This window comes from Bartonella sp. HY328, from assembly GCF_025449335.1.
Taxonomy (GTDB): Bacteria; Pseudomonadota; Alphaproteobacteria; order Rhizobiales; family Rhizobiaceae; genus HY038.
In genome coordinates, this window is sequence record NZ_CP104883.1 from 33,521 (window position 1) to 53,143 (window position 19,623).

Annotated in this window: 5 protein-coding genes; 3 read left to right on the forward strand and 2 right to left on the reverse strand. The window is 43.2% G+C overall.

The window, feature by feature from the left end:
* Positions 1 to 107: 107 nt before the first annotated feature.
* Positions 108 to 5,228: an Ig-like domain-containing protein gene (locus N5852_RS00135; RefSeq protein WP_315973251.1), complete on the reverse strand. Its 5,121-nt coding sequence runs from the start codon at positions 5,226 to 5,228 to the stop codon at positions 108 to 110.
* Positions 5,210 to 15,154 carry an Ig-like domain-containing protein gene (locus N5852_RS00140; RefSeq protein ID WP_262098311.1) on the reverse strand — a complete coding sequence of 3,315 codons (9,945 nt, stop codon included), beginning with the start codon at positions 15,152 to 15,154 and terminating at the stop codon, positions 5,210 to 5,212. Before N5852_RS00140 ends, N5852_RS00135 begins: the two co-directional genes overlap by 19 nt.
* 1,097 nt (positions 15,155 to 16,251) lie before the next feature.
* On the opposite strand from N5852_RS00140, the gene N5852_RS00145 reads away from it, so the two are divergent.
* Genes N5852_RS00145 through N5852_RS00155 form a run of 3 tightly spaced genes read left to right on the forward strand, consistent with a single transcriptional unit; the run spans position 16,252 to position 19,621 of the window.
* Entirely contained in the window at positions 16,252 to 17,112 is an 861-nt protein-coding gene (locus tag N5852_RS00145) for a substrate-binding domain-containing protein (RefSeq protein ID WP_410004270.1), read from the forward strand.
* Positions 17,113 to 17,117: 5 nt separating this feature from the next.
* A complete protein-coding gene (locus N5852_RS00150; protein WP_262098314.1) occupies positions 17,118 to 18,647 on the forward strand; it encodes a sugar ABC transporter ATP-binding protein in 1,530 nt (509 codons plus the stop codon).
* A complete protein-coding gene (locus N5852_RS00155; RefSeq protein WP_262098315.1) occupies positions 18,644 to 19,621 on the forward strand; it encodes an ABC transporter permease in 978 nt (325 codons plus the stop codon). Before N5852_RS00150 ends, N5852_RS00155 begins: the two co-directional genes overlap by 4 nt.
* The last annotated feature ends 2 nt before the right edge of the window (positions 19,622 to 19,623 follow it).

Below are 19,623 nucleotides of genomic sequence, written 5' to 3' on the forward strand. Positions count from 1 at the left end.
TGGTCTTCAATAAAAAATAATCGCAAATATAAAAAAGGCAAAACCCTTAATATATTTGCGATTAATAATAAAAAGGTCGGGGCGGATACCCCGACCTATTGGTTTAATTAGACAACAATCTGACCGTTAGCAAGCAAGGTTGCAAGATCAGTAGTTGTATTGTTGAGTGTCAACAATGCCGTTGATTGGAATGTACTACCCGTGCCGTCACGATCAACGTACAGAACAGCATTGCCACCATCTTGTACCACACGAAGATAATCACCAATATTGTCACCAACATCGATTTTGGCAGTGCCATTTGAGTCAAAATGAGCTGGGCCATCAGCATCGCGGACATAACCAATCAAGATATTTGCAAGGTCAATACGATCAGCATTGGCATTAGTTTCATAATTGCCAAGCGTGAACTGGTTAACAACATCCTGCCCATTGCCGCCGGTGGCATCAGCATTATCAATGTTTTCATAAAGCAAGGTAGTATGACCTGTACCAGTCAGTGTAAAGGTATCATTACCACCACGGCCATTGAGAACATTGTTACCATTACCATCGGTAATGGTATCATTGCCGCTAGTGCCATAGATTGCTTCAATGTTGACAAGACGAGTAGCAAAGCCAGTTGCAACGGTTTGATAGTCTGTTGTATTTGCAAGACTTACATTTATACCTAGAGAACCAACCGCGGCAAAATCTGCAATATCCAAACCACTATTTTCATTCCAAGTGCGTTCGCCATCACCGACGTTCCAACCGCCGCCGCCATTATAGAAACGAGTACCAGCACCAATGAAGAAGGTATCATTGTAACCAGTACCAACAATACCAACATTGGAGCTATAATCAGTTGTATTGTTAACTGCTCCATCAGCTTCAGCTGTTAGAACATAACCATTATAAGGCTCTGTTGCTTTAAGGTTAGTCCAGCTCGAATTTACATTTTCAACTGGATTGGTACTGCTAGCAAAAGCTTGACCACCAAAGTCTTGTGAAACACCATTTTTATTGAAGCGCATCACTGCGGTATAGGTTTCATTTGGATCAAGACCATAGAAATGGACGATTGCCGAGCTATCATTCCAACCCGTACCATATTGTGGATTAATAATTTGACTTGATACACGCACACCAGCGGAGTTGTAAAGCTCAACTGTGTTACCGTAGAAAGTATTCGAACCATCGGGACGCACAATACGCAAATGCATGGCAGTGCCATAATCTGGCGTATTTGGATTGGTGATAACAATCGATGCTTCAGTGGTATTAGCACGAGATATGATCAAATCTTGATCACCATCCCAATCATAATCCATTGCAGCAGCACTTGCACCATTAACCGCAGCATCAAGTGCTGTTGACGTCATGATGGAACCACCAGCCGTAGCAACTCCCATATCTTTGATATTTTTAATATCCCAGACAACTTGGCCACTATCATCAAGCGTACCAGTATTATGGTAATAAAGCGATGTACCGATAGAATATTTGGCTTCAGGAACCTCAACAAGGTCCATTTTACCATCACCATCCCAGTCAATCGCAAGGGTTGATTTACCCATAATACCATCAGCAATGCGTTGCGGATCTTTAAGATTACCGGCACCATCATTGTAGAAGATCATACTATCGGTACCAGTTGTATTGGCAACCGCACCAACGCCAGCATTCTTGGATTGACCAATGAACAAATCCATATAACCATCGCCATTAAAGTCGCCCCAAGTTAAGGAAATAGTCCGTTCAAAACTATCCGATTGTTGACTTGTTCCTGCTGCACCGCTGGTATTGAATACATTGGTAAAGGATTGACCAAAACTCCAATTTTGTCCTGTTGCTGAACTCGTACCATTATTTTTGAGCGTCACCATATTATAGGTGCTTTGCCCAGCATAATTACCATGGAAAACCAGATCAACAGTACCGTCATTATCAAGATCGATTGCAGATAATTCATGATCTGTTTCAAGGCTACGAAGCGCTGTGGGCATTGATGACGCAGTAGCCGCGCCATACCCATAAAGATCAAAACGTCCATTAAGAAAATCTGTTGTACTACCGGCCGCACCTTTATTGTGAAAGAAGGTCGAACTATCATTACCAGAGTCACCGATAAAAACATCCAACCAACCATCACCATCCATATCAAGCGATACCGTACTACCAAAATGAGTGGCTGTCCCAGTATTTACCAATGTAGCAACATACGTACCATTAGATTGCCCAACAAACATTGTAGCATTATTACCACCACCATAGGTTCTATCGGTCAAGAACATATCCATATAACCATCGCGGTTGTAATCGCCATAGGTATAAGAGCTGAATAGCTTTTCGTTTGGGTATTGCGAAGTAATTGGCCCGCTACCGAGGTTTGCCCAAGTGAGCAATTTCGGCGAACCAAAATTGCGGAAATCATTACCATCAGCTGAATATTCAGCCATATCGGTCATCATTGTCCAGCCGCCATTATTACCAAGTCGCAAGGACATGGAATAGGTCGCATAAGCACCGCCGGTGCCAACATTTGGCGCCATATTGCTATCGGTTGTATCAATAGCAATTTCAAAGGCATCTGATAATGAGCCGTTGACACCGGATCGACTTTGGACCGCCGCATAATAGGTGTAGAATGTTCCGTCCGACAATGCTGTTGGCTGCGTAAAGCTCCAAGTCAAGCCTGTCACCGTGGCATAACCAACAAAAACGCTACCGCGGTAAATTGCAATCGCCGCTCCTTCGTCAAGTGCTTTGGTTAAAGTACCATGTAAGGTTGGTGTTGTATCATCGGTATAGCTACCCGATGGCAAGCTATCAAAAAGTTGTGGAGCTTGATCATCACTAAAATGGGTAATTTTAGTTGTAGCTTCAGGAACCTTATTGTCAATGACAACTTGTTGGCTGCTTTCAGTCCCTAGGTTACCTGCCGCATCGATAACACGAGTTTTAAAGGTGTAAGTACCATCAGCAAGTAAGGTATCTGTATTATCCAGCGTCCAACTATCAGTAGATGCTGCATAGGTTGCATCACGCCAAGTTGTGCCATTATCTAACGAAATTTGTACGCGTTCATTATCTGATAATGTACCAGTAACCTTGGCAGTAATAATCAAGGTACCATCGCGGGTGACATAGTCATTGGTACCATTACCAGTATCTTCAGTGATAGAAGTAATATTCGACAATGCCGTTGGAGCAGCTGTATCGAAAATAATACCAAATTGATTAGAGGTCGCACCTTCATTGCCAGCAGTATCAGTAACAACCGCTTGGAAAGTATATTGTCCATCTTTGAAGGCTTGTGCCGCAGTTACCTGATATTCCCAAGTTCCAGCTGATACGACAGCCACACCTAAAACAGTTGTCACACCATTTGCATCAGTTACTTTAATGACAACACGTTCGCCATCGGCAACACCAGCAATCGTTCCTTTAAGCAACGGTTCGGTATCATCGGTATAGCTATTATTAGCCGTAACTTCGCCTTGGATCAAACCAACATCATCAGTAAATCCAGTAATTGAAACAGAAACACCGTCAATTGGTGCAGTCTTATCAATAGTTACAGTTTGTGAGCCACCAGTGGTGATGTTACCAGCTGCGTCAACAACGCGGCTTTCAATCTTATGATCACCCTCTGACAAGGCATTGGCCTGATTGTCATAGCTCCAAGTTTTATCTGTTGCATTATAAACAGCATCAACCCAAGTGCCGCCATCAATACGGATTTGAACCTTTTCACCCGCATTTAATGTTTCAGACACGCTACCATGAATGATGAGCGTATCATCACTGGTGATATAATCGCTATCGCTAAAGCCCGTATCATCGGTAATACCGGTGATTGAAGATGTAGCGGTTGGCGCGGTTAAATCAAGATTAAGATCAAAGCCAGTTGACGTTTTACCCTCATTGCCTGCCTTATCAGTGACAACAGCTTCAAAAGTGTACTTGCCTTCGGTCACAAATTTCTGTGCTTCTGTAACTTGGTATTGCCAAGTTCCATTGGTCACAGTTGCATTGCCAAGAATGATCTTTGTGCCATCAGGACCGGTAACCTTGATAACAACTTCATCACCCGTCTTGATACCTGTTACAGTACCTTTCAATAGTGGGGTTGTATCGTCGGTTGATGTGCCAGATGTGGTCATATCACCTTGGATCAAGCCAACATCATCAAAGAAGCCAGAAATGGCAACTTCATAACCTTCAACTGGGCCAGTCTTATCAATAGTTACAGTTTGTGAGCCACCAGTGGTGATGTTACCAGCTGCGTCAACAACGCGGCTTTCAATCTTATGATCACCCTCTGACAAGGCATTGGCCTGATTGTCATAGCTCCAAGTTTTATCTGTTGCGTTATAAACAGCATCAACCCAAGTACCGCCATCAATACGGATTTGAACCTTTTCACCCGCATTTAATGTTTCAGACACGCTACCATGAATGATGAGCGTATCATCACTGGTGATATAATCGCTATCGCTAAAGCCTGTATCATCGGTAATACCGGTGATTGAAGATGTAGCGGTTGGCGCGGTTAAATCAAGATTAAGATCAAAGCCAGTTGACGTTTTACCCTCATTGCCTGCCTTATCAGTGACAACAGCTTCAAAAGTGTACTTGCCTTCGGTCACAAATTTCTGTGCTTCTGTAACTTGGTATTGCCAAGTTCCATTGGTGACAGTTGCATTGCCAAGAATGATCTTTGTGCCATCAGGACCGGTAACCTTGATAACAACTTCATCACCCGTCTTGATACCTGTTACAGTACCTTTCAACAATGGAGTTGTATCGTCGGTTGATGTGCCAGATGTGGTCATATCGCCTTGGATCAAACCAACATCATCAAAGAAACCAGAAATGGCAACTTCATAACCTTCAACTGGGCCAGTCTTATCAATAGTTACAGTTTGTGAGCCACCTGTGGTGATGTTACCAGCTGCGTCAACAACGCGGCTTTCAATCTTATGATCACCCTCTGACAAGGCATTGGCCTGATTGTCATAGCTCCAAGTTTTATCTGTTGCGTTATAAACAGCATCAACCCAAGTACCGCCATCAATACGGATTTGAACCTTTTCACCCGCATTTAATGTTTCAGACACGCTACCATGAATGATGAGCGTATCATCACTGGTGATATAATCGCTATCGCTAAAGCCTGTATCATCGGTAATACCGGTGATTGAAGATGTAGCGGTTGGCGCGGTTAAATCAAGATTAAAGATATTAAATCAAAGGTTGACGTTTTACCCTCATTGCCTGCCTTATCAGTGACAACAGCTTCAAAAGTGTACTTGCCTTCGGTCACAAATTTCTGTGCTTCTGTAACTTGGTATTGCCAAGTTCCATTGGTGACAGTTGCATTGCCAAGAATGATCTTTGTGCCATCAGGACCGGTAACCTTGATAACAACTTCATCACCCGTCTTGATACCTGTTACAGTACCTTTCAACAATGGAGTTGTATCGTCGGTTGATGTGCCAGATGTGGTCATATCGCCTTGGATCAAACCAACATCATCAAAGAAACCAGAAATGGCAACTTCATAACCTTCAACTGGGCCAGTCTTATCAATAGTTACAGTTTGTGAGCCACCTGTGGTGATGTTACCAGCTGCGTCAACAACGCGGCTTTCAATCTTATGGTCACCTTCTGACAAGGCATTGGCCTGATTGTCATAGCTCCAAGTTTTATCTGTTGCATTATAAACAGCATCAACCCAAGTGCCGCCATCAATACGGATTTGAACCTTTTCACCCGCATTTAAGGTTTCAGACACGCTACCATGAATGATAAGTGTATCATCACTGGTGATATAATCGCTATCGCTAAAGCCTGTATCATCGGTAATACCGGTGATTGAAGATGTAGCGGTTGGCGCGGTTAAATCAAGATTAAGATCAAAGCCAGTTGACGTTTTACCCTCATTGCCTGCAATATTGGTAACTACGGCTTCAAAAGTGTACTTGCCTTCGGTTGCAAATTTCTGTGCTTCCGTAACTTGATATTCCCAAGTTCCATCGGTGACAGTTGCAGTGCCAAGAATGATCTTTGTGCCATCAGGACCGGTAACCTTGATAACAACTTCATCACCCGTTTTAATACCTGTTACAGTACCTTTCAACAATGGCGTTGTATCGTCGGTTGATGTACCAGATGTGGTTATATCACCTTGGATCAAGCCAACATCGTCGAAGAAACCAGTAATGGCAACTTCATAGCCCGTAATTGGTAAAGACGTATCAATAGTTACCACTTGAGTTGATGGAGTTGATGGGTTACCTGCTGCATCACGGACAACGGTCTCAATTGTATAGCGACCATCAGTTAAGGCGTGGTCTGCATCATTATGATTAACACTATAAGTGCCATCAACATTTTTGGTTGCTTGGATCCATTGGCCAGCTGTACCGCCCTCTGGTTTGATGCGCATCCAAACAGTGTCACCCGTTTCCAATGTACCAGTTACCTTAATTGTATAGATCAAGGTTGTATCATTGGTAATAAAGTCGGCTGTATCAAAACCTGTATCATCACTAATTGATTGAAGGGCAGCGGTTGCTGATGGACCTGTTGTATCAACAATAACATCAAACTGCGCACCATCACTAACATTACCAGCCGCATCGGTTGATGTAACGGTAAGATTATGTGTGCCTTCAGCAAGCTCATCAGTTGTAACCGACCATTTGCCATCACTATCAACGGTGGTTGTACCAACAACTGTACCATCCTTATCCTTGATAGTGATGGTTGAACCAACTTCACCTGTACCACTAAAGGTTGGTGTTGTATCATCGGTTGATGAACCAGACGTAATTGGCCCTTGAATAAAGCCAACATCATCGAGAACTTCATTGATAACTGGAGCTGATGGTGCGGTTGCATCAATCTCAAGTGTGAAGCTTACTGTGCCTTTAACACCAGCAGCATTTACGGCTTCAGCACTAAAGCTATATTTACCATCCGCCAAATCAACTGATGGCGTCAAGCTCCATGCACCCGTGCTATCGGCAGTTGTTGTACCAACAACAACCTTCGTACCTGCTGCATTAACATAGCTAACCGTAACTGTTGCATTGGCGCTTGCGCTACCAACCATAACAGGTGTGCGGTCATCTGAGATACCACCACTCTTAACATTGCCTTGGATTGTGCCAACATTATCTTCAAAGTGGCTAAAGCTCACAACAACATTGCTGGTATCAACGGTAATATTAAAGGCAGGACTTGCAGCACTTTCATTACCAGCCTTATCGGTAACTGTTACTGTAATCGAATGACTACCATCGCTAAGACCTGGTGCTGGCGGTGTAAAGCTCCATGAGCCATCGGCGCCAACGCTGGTTGTACCAAGAACGGTATCACCATCCTTAATGGTTACTGTGCCACCAGCTTCTGAACTACCGGCATTACCAGAAAGAACAGGCTGTTTGTCATCAGTAGTATCATTGGCAGATAGCGCACCAGTAACATCACCAACATTATCAGTAATGGTTGGTTGGCTAGGTGTTGCAGGCGCAGTCGTATCAAGAACAACTGGGAAGCCACCGGTCATATTACTTAATTGACCGGCAGAGTCATTAGCCTGTGCCTTGATCGTATAAGTACCATCACCCTTACTAAAGGCAGGAGTAATCTCAATAGTCCAGCTACCATTGGCATTTACAGTGGTTGTACCACCAACAAAGCTTACGCCATCTGGACCTTCAACATGAATGGTAATGGTTGAGCCAGCTTCGCCGGTACCTTTAACAACAGGTGTTGTATCATCGGTAACGCCGTTCTTTTGAAGGGCTCCTTGGACCGAACCTTCATTATCGCTAACGCTGGTAATGGCAGGATCAGCTGGTGCATCACCAACAAGCGTGAAGTTCCAATCCGTTGTCGCTGGACCTTCATTGCCGGCCTTATCAACAGGACGGGCAGAGAAGATATAATCACCAGGCGTTAATGGTGGATTTGGATCAAAGCTCCAAGAACCATCAGCATTAACACTGGTTGAACCAATAAGCTTAACAACGCCGTTTGCATCCTTATTATAGATATTAATGCTTGATGCATCATTAGCATCAACAGAACCTGCAGCACCACTATAGGTTGGCGTGCGATCATCCGTTGGATCACCACGATTGATCGTTCCTTGAACAGGACCAAAATCATCAACCAAATCCATCTTAGATGTATCAATCGCTGCTGGTGCAGTCGTATCAACATTAAGATCAAAGAGACCAGATTTGGAACCTTCATTGCCAGCCTTATCGGTGACAATAGCTTCAAACTTGTAATCACCCTCACTAAGAGCTTGTGCATCAGTTACCTGATAGCTCCAAGTACCACCGGTAACAGTGGCTGTACCAAGAACCTTGGTAACACCATCAGAGCCAGTTACCTTGATGACGACCCGATCACCATCTTGAAGACCGGTTACAGTACCCTTCAATAGTGGGGTTGTATCGTCGGTTGATGTGCCAGATGTGGTTATATCACCAGTAATTGCACCAACATCATCAAAATAGCCGCTAATCGTAACCGTGCCGCCAGTTGGGCCTTGAGTATCGATTTCGATATTTTGAGTTGAAGGAGTTGATGGGTTACCTGCTGCATCACGGACAACGGTTTCAATTGTATAGCGACCATCAGTTAAGGCGTGGTCTGCATCATTATGATTAACACTATAAGTGCCATCAACATTTTTAGTAGCTTGGATCCATTGGCCAGCTGTGCCGCCCTCTGGTTTGATGCGCATCCAAACAGTGTCACCCGTTTCCAATGTACCAGTTACCTTAATTGTATAGATCAAGGTTGTATCATTGGTAATAAAGTCGGCTGTATCAAAACCTGTATCATCACTAATTGATTGAAGGGCAGCGGTTGCTGATGGACCTGTTGTATCAACAATAACATCAAACTGCGCACCATCACTAACATTACCAGCCGCATCGGTTGATGTAACGGTAAGATTATGTGTGCCTTCAGCAAGCTCATCAGTTGTAACCGACCATTTGCCATCACTATCAACAGTGGTTGTACCAACAACTGTACCATCCTTATCCTTGATAGTGATGGTTGAACCAACTTCACCTGTACCACTAAAGGTTGGTGTTGTATCATCGGTCGATGAACCAGACGTAATTGGCCCTTGAATAAAGCCAACATCATCGAGAACTTCATTGATAACTGGAGCTGATGGTGCGGTTGCATCAATCTCAAGTGTGAAGCTTACTGTGCCTTTAACACCAGCAGCATTTACTGCTTCAGCACTAAAGCTATATTTACCATCACTAAGATCAGCTGATGGCGTCAAGCTCCATGCACCCGTGCTATCGGCAGTTGTTGTACCAACAACAACTTTTGTGCCTGCTGCATTAACATAGCTAACCGTAACGGTTGCATTGGCGCTTGCGCTACCAACCATAACAGGTGTGCGGTCATCTGAGATACCACCACTCTTAACATTGCCTTGGATTGTGCCAACATTATCTTCAAAGTGGCTAAAGCTCACAACAACATTGCTGGTATCAACGGTAATATTAAAGGCAGGGCTTGCAGCACTTTCATTACCAGCCTTATCGGTAACTGTTACTGTAATCGAATGACTACCATCGCTAAGACCTGGTGCTGGCGGTGTAAAGCTCCATGAGCCATCGGCGCCAACGCTAGTTGTACCAAGAACGGTATCACCATCCTTAATAGTTACTGTGCCACCAGCTTCTGAACTTCCAGCATTACCAGAAAGAACAGGCTGTTTGTCGTCAGTAGTATCATTGGCAGATAACGCACCAGTAACATCACCAACATTATCAGTAATGGTTGGTTGGCTAGGTGTTGCAGGCGCAGTCGTATCAAGAACAACTGGGAAGCCACCGGTCATATTACTTAATTGACCAGCAGAGTCATTGGCCTGTGCCTTAATCGTATAAGTACCATCACCCTTACTAAAGGCAGGAGTAATCTCAATAGTCCAGCTACCATTGGCATTTACAGTAGTTGTACCGCCAACAAAGCTTACGCCATCTGGACCTTCAACATGAATGGTAATGGTTGAGCCAGCTTCGCCGGTACCCTTAACAACAGGTGTTGTATCATCGGTAACGCCGTTCTTTTGGATCGTACCTTGAACTGAACCTTCATTATCGCTAACGCTGGTAATGGCAGGATCAGCTGGTGCATCACCAACAAGCGTGAAGTTCCAATCCGTTGTTGCTGGACCTTCATTGCCGGCCTTATCAACAGGACGGGCGGAGAAGATATAATCACCAGGCGTTAATGGTGGATTTGGATCAAAGCTCCAAGAACCATCAGCATTAACACTGGTTGAACCAATAAGCTTAACAACGCCGCTTGCATCCTTATTATAGATATTAATGCTTGAGGCATCATTGGCATCAACAGAACCTGCAGCACCACTATAAGTAGGCGTGCGATCATCCGTTGGATCACCACGATTGATCGTTCCTTGAACAGGACCAAAATCATCAACCAAATCCATCTTAGATGTATCAATTGCTGCTGGTGCAGTCGTATCAACATTAAGGTTAAAGAGACCAGATTTGGAACCTTCATTGCCAGCCTTATCGGTGACAATAGCTTCAAACTTGTAATCACCCTCACTAAGAGCTTGCGCATCAGTTACCTGATAGCTCCAAGTACCACCGGTAACAGTGGCTGTACCAAGAACCTTGGCAACACCATCAGAGCCTGTTACCTTGATGACGACCCGATCACCATCTTGAAGACCCGTTACAGTGCCTTTCAATAGTGGAGTAGTATCATCAGTTGATGTGCCAGATGTGGTTATATCACCAGTAATTGCACCAACATCATCAAAATAGCCGCTAATCGTAACCGTGCCGCCAGTTGGGCCTTGAGTATCGATTTCGATATTTTGAGTTGATGGAGTTGATGGGTTACCTGCTGCATCACGGACAACGGTTTCAATTGTATAGCGACCATCAGTTAAGGCGTGGTCTGCATCATTATGATTAACACTATAAGTGCCATCAACATTTTTGGTTGCTTGGATCCATTGGCCAGCTGTGCCGCCCTCTGGTTTGATGCGCATCCAAACAGTGTCACCCGTTTCCAATGTACCAGTTACCTTAATTGTATAGATCAAGGTTGTATCATTGGTAATAAAGTCGGCTGTATCAAAACCTGTATCATCACTAATTGATTGAAGGGCAGCGGTTGCTGATGGACCTGTTGTATCAACAATAACATCAAACTGCGCACCATCACTAACATTACCAGCCGCATCGGTTGATGTAACAGTAAGATTATGTGTGCCTTCAGCAAGCTCATCAGTTGTAACCGACCATTTGCCATCGCTATCAACGGTGGTTGTACCAACAACTGTACCATCCTTATCCTTGATAGTGATGGTTGAACCAACTTCACCTGTACCACTAAAGGTTGGTGTTGTATCATCGGTCGATGAACCAGACGTAATTGGCCCTTGAATAAAGCCAACATCATCTAGAACTTCATTGATAACTGGAGCTGATGGTGCAGTTGCATCAATCTCAAGTGTGAAGCTTACTGTGCCTTTAACACCAGCAGCATTTACTGCTTCAGCACTAAAGCTATATTTACCATCACTAAGATCAGCTGATGGCGTCAAGCTCCATGCACCCGTGCTATCGGCAGTTGTTGTACCAACAACAACTTTTGTGCCTGCTGCATTAACATAGCTAACCGTAACGGTTGCATTGGCGCTTGCGCTACCAACCATAACAGGTGTGCGGTCATCTGAGATACCACCACTCTTAACATTGCCTTGGATTGTGCCAACATTATCTTCAAAGTGGCTAAAGCTCACAACAACATTGCTGGTATCAACGGTAATATTAAAGGCAGGGCTTGCAGCACTTTCATTACCAGCCTTATCGGTAACTGTTACTGTAATCGAATGGCTACCATCGCTAAGACCTGGTGCTGGCGGTGTAAAGCTCCATGAGCCATCGGCGCCAACGCTAGTTGTACCAAGAACGGTATCACCATCCTTAATAGTTACTGTGCCACCAGCTTCTGAACTTCCAGCATTACCAGAAAGAACAGGCTGTTTGTCGTCAGTAGTATCATTGGCAGATAACGCACCAGTAACATCACCAACATTATCAGTAATGGTTGGTTGGCTAGGTGTTGCAGGCGCAGTCGTATCAAGAACAACTGGGAAGCCACCGGTCATATTACTTAATTGACCAGCAGAGTCATTGGCCTGTGCCTTAATCGTATAAGTACCATCACCCTTACTAAAGGCAGGAGTAATCTCAATAGTCCAGCTACCATTGGCATTTACAGTAGTTGTACCGCCAACAAAGCTTACGCCATCTGGACCTTCAACATGAATGGTAATGGTTGAGCCAGCTTCGCCGGTACCCTTAACAACAGGTGTTGTATCATCGGTAACGCCGTTCTTTTGGATCGTACCTTGAACTGAACCTTCATTATCGCTAACGCTGGTAATGGCAGGATCAGCTGGTGCATCACCAACAAGCGTGAAGTTCCAATCCGTTGTTGCTGGACCTTCATTGCCGGCCTTATCAACAGGACGGGCGGAGAAGATATAATCACCAGGCGTTAATGGTGGATTTGGATCAAAGCTCCAAGAACCATCAGCATTAACACTGGTTGAACCAATAAGCTTAACAACGCCGCTTGCATCCTTATTATAGATATTAATGCTTGAGGCATCATTGGCATCAACAGAACCTGCAGCACCACTATAGGTTGGCGTGCGATCATCCGTTGGATCACCACGATTGATCGTTCCTTGAACAGGACCAAAATCATCAACCAAATCCATCTTAGATGTATCAATCGGATTTGGAATGACTGTATCGACATTAAAATCAAGTGAGCCGCTTGGGGTACTTGTATTACCGGCAGCGTCAGTTGCAGTTACTGTAATTGAATGATTGCCATCGCTTAGGGGATTTTCAGGTTTTAACGTCCACTTACCATCGCTATCAGCAGTGGTTGTGCCAATTACCGTATCACCATCTTTAATTGTGATGGTCGAACCTGGCTCGCCTGTCCCTTTAAACTCAGGTTTTGTGTCATTGGTGCTACTACCCGCAGTAATTGCACCTATGACTGGCTCCGTATTATCGGTCGCAGTTGGCACTGATGGTGTTGCTGGCGGCGTTGTATCAACGGTAAAATCAATCGGCGCGCTTGGGCTGCTTTCATTACCAGCTGTATCGGTTTCAGTAACTGTAACAGAATGACTGCCCTCTGTTAACGGCGCGTCAGGCTTAACCGACCAGTTACCATCGGTTCCAACCGTGGTCGTCCCAATAACAGTATCGCCATCTTTAATGGTAATGGTTGAACCTGCCTCACCAGTACCTGAGAATTCAGGCTGGGTATCGTTTGTGCTACCGCCAGCGGTAACAGGGCCTGTTACAGGCTCTTGATTATCAGTAACACTTGGAGCGGATGGCGTTGCTGGCGCAGTCGTATCAACAGTAAAATCAATCGGCGCGCTTGGACTGCTTTCATTACCAGCCTTATCGGTTTCAGTCACAGTAATCGAATGGTTACCCTCAGGAAGCGCAGCATCAGGCTTAACCGACCAATTACCATCGGTTCCAACTGTTGTTGTCCCAATAACAGTATCGCCATCTTTAATGGTAATGGTTGACCCAGGCTCACCTGTACCTGAGAATTCTGGCTGGGTTTCATTAGTGCTGCTACCCGGCGCGATGGGCCCAACAACAGGCTCAGTATTATCGGTTGCCGTGGGAGCAGATGGCGTTGCTGGCGCAGTCGTATCAACAGTAAAATCAATCGGCGCACTTGGACTGCTTTCATTGCCAGCCGTATCGGTTTCAGTCACAGTGATCGAATGGTTGCCCTCAGGAAGCGCAGCATCTGGCTTAACCGACCAATTACCATCGGTACCGACCGTGGTCGTCCCAATAACAGTATCACCATCTTTAATGGTAATGGTTGAGCCAGGTTCACCAGTACCTGAGAATTCTGGCTGAGTTTCATTAGTGCTGCTGCCAGGCAAAATTGGACCAACATGCGGCTCGGTATTATCGGTTGCCGTTGGAACAGATGGCGTTACTGGCGCAGTTGTATCAACAGTAAAATCAATCGGCGCGCTTGGACTGCTTTCATTACCAGCCGTATCGGTTTCAGTCACAGTAATCGAATGATTACCCTCAGGAAGTGGCGCATCAGGCTTAACTGACCAATTACCATTACTATCAACTGTGGTCGTCCCGATAATAGTATCACCATCTTTAATGGTAATGGTTGATCCAGGCTCACCTGTACCTGAGAATTCTGGCTGAGTTTCATTAGTGCTGCTACCAGGCAGAATAGGACCAACATGCGGTTCGGTATTATCCATAACCAAAGGTGTGGTTGGCGTTGACGGCGCTAAAGTATCAACCGAAAACTCGAATGGATCGCTATGAGCACTTTCATTGCCAGCACCGTCAGAGGCCGTATAAGTAATTGAATGAGCACCATCAGCAAGATCTACTTCAGGCTCCCAGCTCCAATGACCATCACTAGCAGCCACGGTCGAACCAATAAGCTGCCCATTATCATAAAACTTGATAACAGTCCCAGGCATTGCAGTACCGGAAAAAGTCGGACGCGGATCATTCGTGCTGGTTCCGGCAACTATTGGACCAACAATAGACTCAACCTTATCATAAACACTATCAAGAGATGGAATACTAGGCGGCGCCGTATCAACAACAGGAGGAGTATAATTGTAATTAGAACTATTTGCAAAAGCAATTGCGGCTGCGATACCGCCCGCACCAAGTAGACCAAGTAAAACAGCAGTGGCGTCGACACCATTTAATTCATGATAAATAACATCTGGATCATTAATACCATCTTGCCCTGACAAAGCCTTACTAAAATCTACCAATAAAAGCGAGCCACCATCGCTCAGTAACAAATTATTAAATTCTAGTCCATGAGCAAAAAAGTTCTTAATAAGAAGCTTTTGACCATCTTTAAATTCGATTACCAGATCGCCGCCTTCGCGGGCATAATTTAAAATATCACCCCTAGGTGCATCAATATAAAAATTGCTAGCATTCTCCGGCGCATCAACAACGCCTGACTTGCTGGTAATTTTGATATTGGCATGACTATTTAAATCAGACTTACTAACCACTAGTTCTATCCCCGCATACTTAATGCAATACTAATATAATTATATAAGCTAATAATACATATATATACAAATATATGTCAATAAACTAAATCAATTAAATTATTATATTTTATATAATACAATCACTAAAACATAGAGTATATCAATACAATACAAGTACTATTAAACCAATATATTATATATTAGTAATTTATAATATATTTGACATAAGATACAGCCAAACTATCCTTAAAGCAGCCTGAAAACAGCGATTACAGCGATGTAAATACTCAAATGCGTTTTTTGATCTTATATCACCTATCGCTATACAGATCGGTGTTTATCGATTATCTAGTATTGCCTGTAAACATAGGTATTGTAAGCTATGCTACTCATAAGACCGCTTGCATAAAGCATGACCAAAAAGAAGAGTGCGGCAATCCTCAATCAAAGATCTACTCTTTTTTTGAAATTAATCAACATCAAATATTGGCACTCAAAACGCAATCTATAGATAACTTGAATACAAGCGCCCTTTCACAGATGAACTTGCTACACTTCACCTTAAAATAGATTGCGGCAATCATGATAAATTACGTTTTTAACCTATTTGACAACAACCACAAAGATATGACCATTTGCCACAAACCCCCATCATGTTTGCTGAACTAAAATATCTTAGCTGATTCACGCTATTGCACTCCAAAAGCCTGATATTTTAGGGCAACCACCCCAAAATAATCATAAAAAACCAAAAATCTGAAAATATTTTTACATTAAACCGATTTAAAACTTCTTTGATGAAAATTTAAATTTGACACGAGTAAAATTTTATTCTTAGATTATTTTGACATGCAACAGAGGAGTTGGAGGATGTTTATTGCTAGTGCATTTTTGCCAAAAATTAGATTAAGCACATATCTAAGACTACCAAGTGCTTAAATAAAATGCGCTTACATTACTAACATCACCTATAAAAAATTCGAAAGATCTATCTGATAGGTAAGGGTGCTTATACTTACCCGTGCAACAATTTGGATGGTTTAGTGGTTACAAATACCTTTAATACAAATATTATGGAGATTTAAATGGGTATTAAAAAGACAATTTTTACATTGATGTTAAGTGCAACTGCTTGCTTTACGTCAAATGCCTTTGCAGATGGTATCGGTGCTTCACTCCTTACCCAGCAGCATCCATTTTATATTGAACTTGCGGATGCTATGAAAGCTGAAGCCAAGGAAAAAAATGTCGCATTGGACATAAGCATCGCCAACCAAGATCTTAATAAGCAATTATCAGATGTTGAAGATTTTATCACCAAAGGCGTTGACGTTATTATTATTTCTCCTGTTGACAGCCAAGGTATTTTTGCTGTCATTGAAAAAGCGGAAGATGCCGGCATTAAGGTAATCACCGTAGATGTTCCTGCTGCTCAAGGTGATGTTGTTTCTCATATTGGTACCGATAATTATACCGGCGGCGTTAAAGCTGGTGAATTAATGGCCAAGGTTCTTGATGGCAAAGGCAAAGTCGCCATTATAGATTATCCAATGGTGCAATCGGTTGTAAATCGTATCGAAGGCTTTAAAAAAGCGCTTGAAGATTATCCAGAGATTGAAATTGTTGCTCAGCAAGCAGGTGTTACACGGGCTGAAGCTTTATCTGCCGCACAAAATATGCTTCAGGCCAATGATGATATTAATGGTATTTTTGGCTTTGGTGATGATGCAGCTTTGGCGGCGGCGGCAGCAGTTCATTCGGCTAATCTTAAAGACAAAATCGTTGTTATCGGCTTTGATGGCATGAAAGAAGCTCGCGATGCGGTTGACAGTGATCCTGTGATGGTGGGTGTGATCCAACAGTTTCCCGACCAAATGGGCAAACTTGCCATTGATACGGCTGTGAAAGTTATTGCTGGTGAAGAAGTACCTGCTGAACAACCAATCGTTCCTGGTGTTTATACAAAGCAAAAATAGGTTAAATGATGGACCGGACAGATCAAATCATCCTTTCATTAAAGGATATTCAAAAGAACTTTGGCCCAGTAAAAGCTATTAAAAATATGCAACTTACTGTACGCCAAGGAACTGTGCATACCCTATTGGGTGAAAACGGTGCCGGTAAATCAACTTTAATGAAAATTCTTGCGGGTGTTCATCCGCAAACGGCAGGGCAAATCATTTTTGATGGTGAGCCCTATAGCCCCCAAAACCCGCGTGAAGCAGTTGCTAAAGGCTTATCGATTGTTTTTCAAGAGTTAAGCCTTTGCAATAATATGAGTGTTGCTGAAAATATTTTTGCAACCCATGAGCCACAACGTTTTGGCTTCATTAATGACAGGCAGTTGAGCAAAGAGGCTGATGAGTTAATCGCCTATTTAGGGCTACCAATACGTGCCAAAGACAAAGTTGGTGACCTTTCAATTGCCCAGCGCCAATTGGTTGAAATTGCCAAGGGATTAAGTAAACCAGCTAAAGTTCTTATTCTTGATGAGCCGACATCATCACTCTCAGATTCAGAAGCCGAAATCTTATTTTCACTGATCGACCGTTTAAAAGAACGCGGAACGGCTATCATTTATATTTCTCATCGCATGGAAGAAATCATGCGTTTATCTGATGATATAACGGTTGTTCGCGATGGCGAATATATCGAAACCAAGCGTCGTCATGATACCAATATTGATGAATTAATTGCAATGATGGTGGGGCGAAAAATGGATGAAATCTATCCCCCTGCCCTTTCTAGCCCTGATTTTGAGAAATTGTCTCCAATTTTAGAGGTAGAAAAACTATCATTTAAAGATGAATTTCAAGATGTATCTTTTGATATTCGCCCAGGTGAAATATTAGGCTTTTTTGGTCTAGTTGGTTCTGGTCGCTCTGAAGTGATGAATGCCATATTTGGCATGAAAAAGGCAAGTGGGACTATATGCTTGGACGGCAAGCCAGTTAATTTCAAGAATGCTGCGGAAGCTATCGCTGCCGGTATTGGCTTTGTAACCGAAAACCGCAAAGAGGAAGGTTTGATCCTAAACGCGAATGTTATGCATAATATTTCTATGGCTTCGCTTAAAGGATTTACCAATAATTTAGGCTTCATGAATTTTGCGACCGAAAAAAAAGCCGCAAACCAAGAAGTTGACCGATTTAGAATAAAAACTGATAGCTTAGATGCAGCAGTTAATACTTTATCAGGTGGCAATCAACAAAAAATCGTATTTGCTAAATGGCTTTTAACCCATCCTAAGGTTCTCATTTTAGATGAGCCAACGCGCGGTGTTGATGTTGGCGCCAAATTTGAAATCTATAAAATTATTAGACAATTAGCAGATGAAGGAACAGCAATAATTCTTGTTTCTTCTGAATTACCCGAAGTTTTGGGCCTTGCTGATCGCCTCATCGTTATGACTGAAGGGGGCATTACTGCCATACTCAATGGTACGAATATGACTCCACAAAATGTTATGGCTTTTGCTACCGGAACGGTTGCCACAGGAATAGTAAAATGAAACAGTCCGCACAACTCCTAAAAATACAAAACAGTGAATTAAGAAATTCTATTCGGCGCTATGCTGGCATTTTATTGGCTCTGATCATTCTTTGTATCTTTTTTAGCTTATGTACCAAAGGTCGCTTTGCAACTTTAAACAATATAACCAACATCATACAGCAGGTTGCAGTAGTTGCTATTGCAGCTTTTGGTATGACTTGGGTTATTTTGCTTGGTGAAATAGATCTATCTATCGGTTCGATTATTGCGGTTGCTGGCATGGTTGGTGCGCAAATACTGGCTCTTGGTTATGGATTTGTGCCGGCAATCATTATTACCTTACTTGCAGGGATAATAATGGGTTTTATCAATGGAGCCTTAACTGCAAAACTACTATTACCTTCCTTTATCGTGACCGTTGCAACAATGGGGATTTATCGCGGTCTGGTTAATTTGCCAACGAATGGTTCATCCCAACTAATAATAGATCCAACATGGAAAGCTATTAGTAAAGGCGAATGGTTGGGTCTACCGATTATTATATGGATTGTTATTGTTCTTTTTCTCGTTAATCATATTCTTCTTACCAAAACCACATTCGGGCGGCGTACTTATCTAACTGGCGGTAATAAGGAAGCTGCTTTATACTCAGGTATCAAGGTTGACCGCTTAAAAATCCAAATATTCATGTTGTCTGGGCTTATGGCAGCCATTGCTGGCATTTTATTGGCGGCACGAGTGAGTTCGGCACAAACCAATGCTGCATCAGGCTATGAGCTTGACGCTATTGCTGCCGCAGTTCTTGGCGGCACCAGTCTTTCGGGCGGTGTTGGTACCATGGTTGGCACATTAATTGGTGCATTGATCATAGGCGTCATGAATAATGGTATGAATATGTTATCGGTACCTCAATTTTATCAAATCATTGCCAAGGGTTTAGTTATCCTTCTTGCTGTTTGGCTTGATGTAAGAGCAAAAAGAAAAAGAGGCTAATC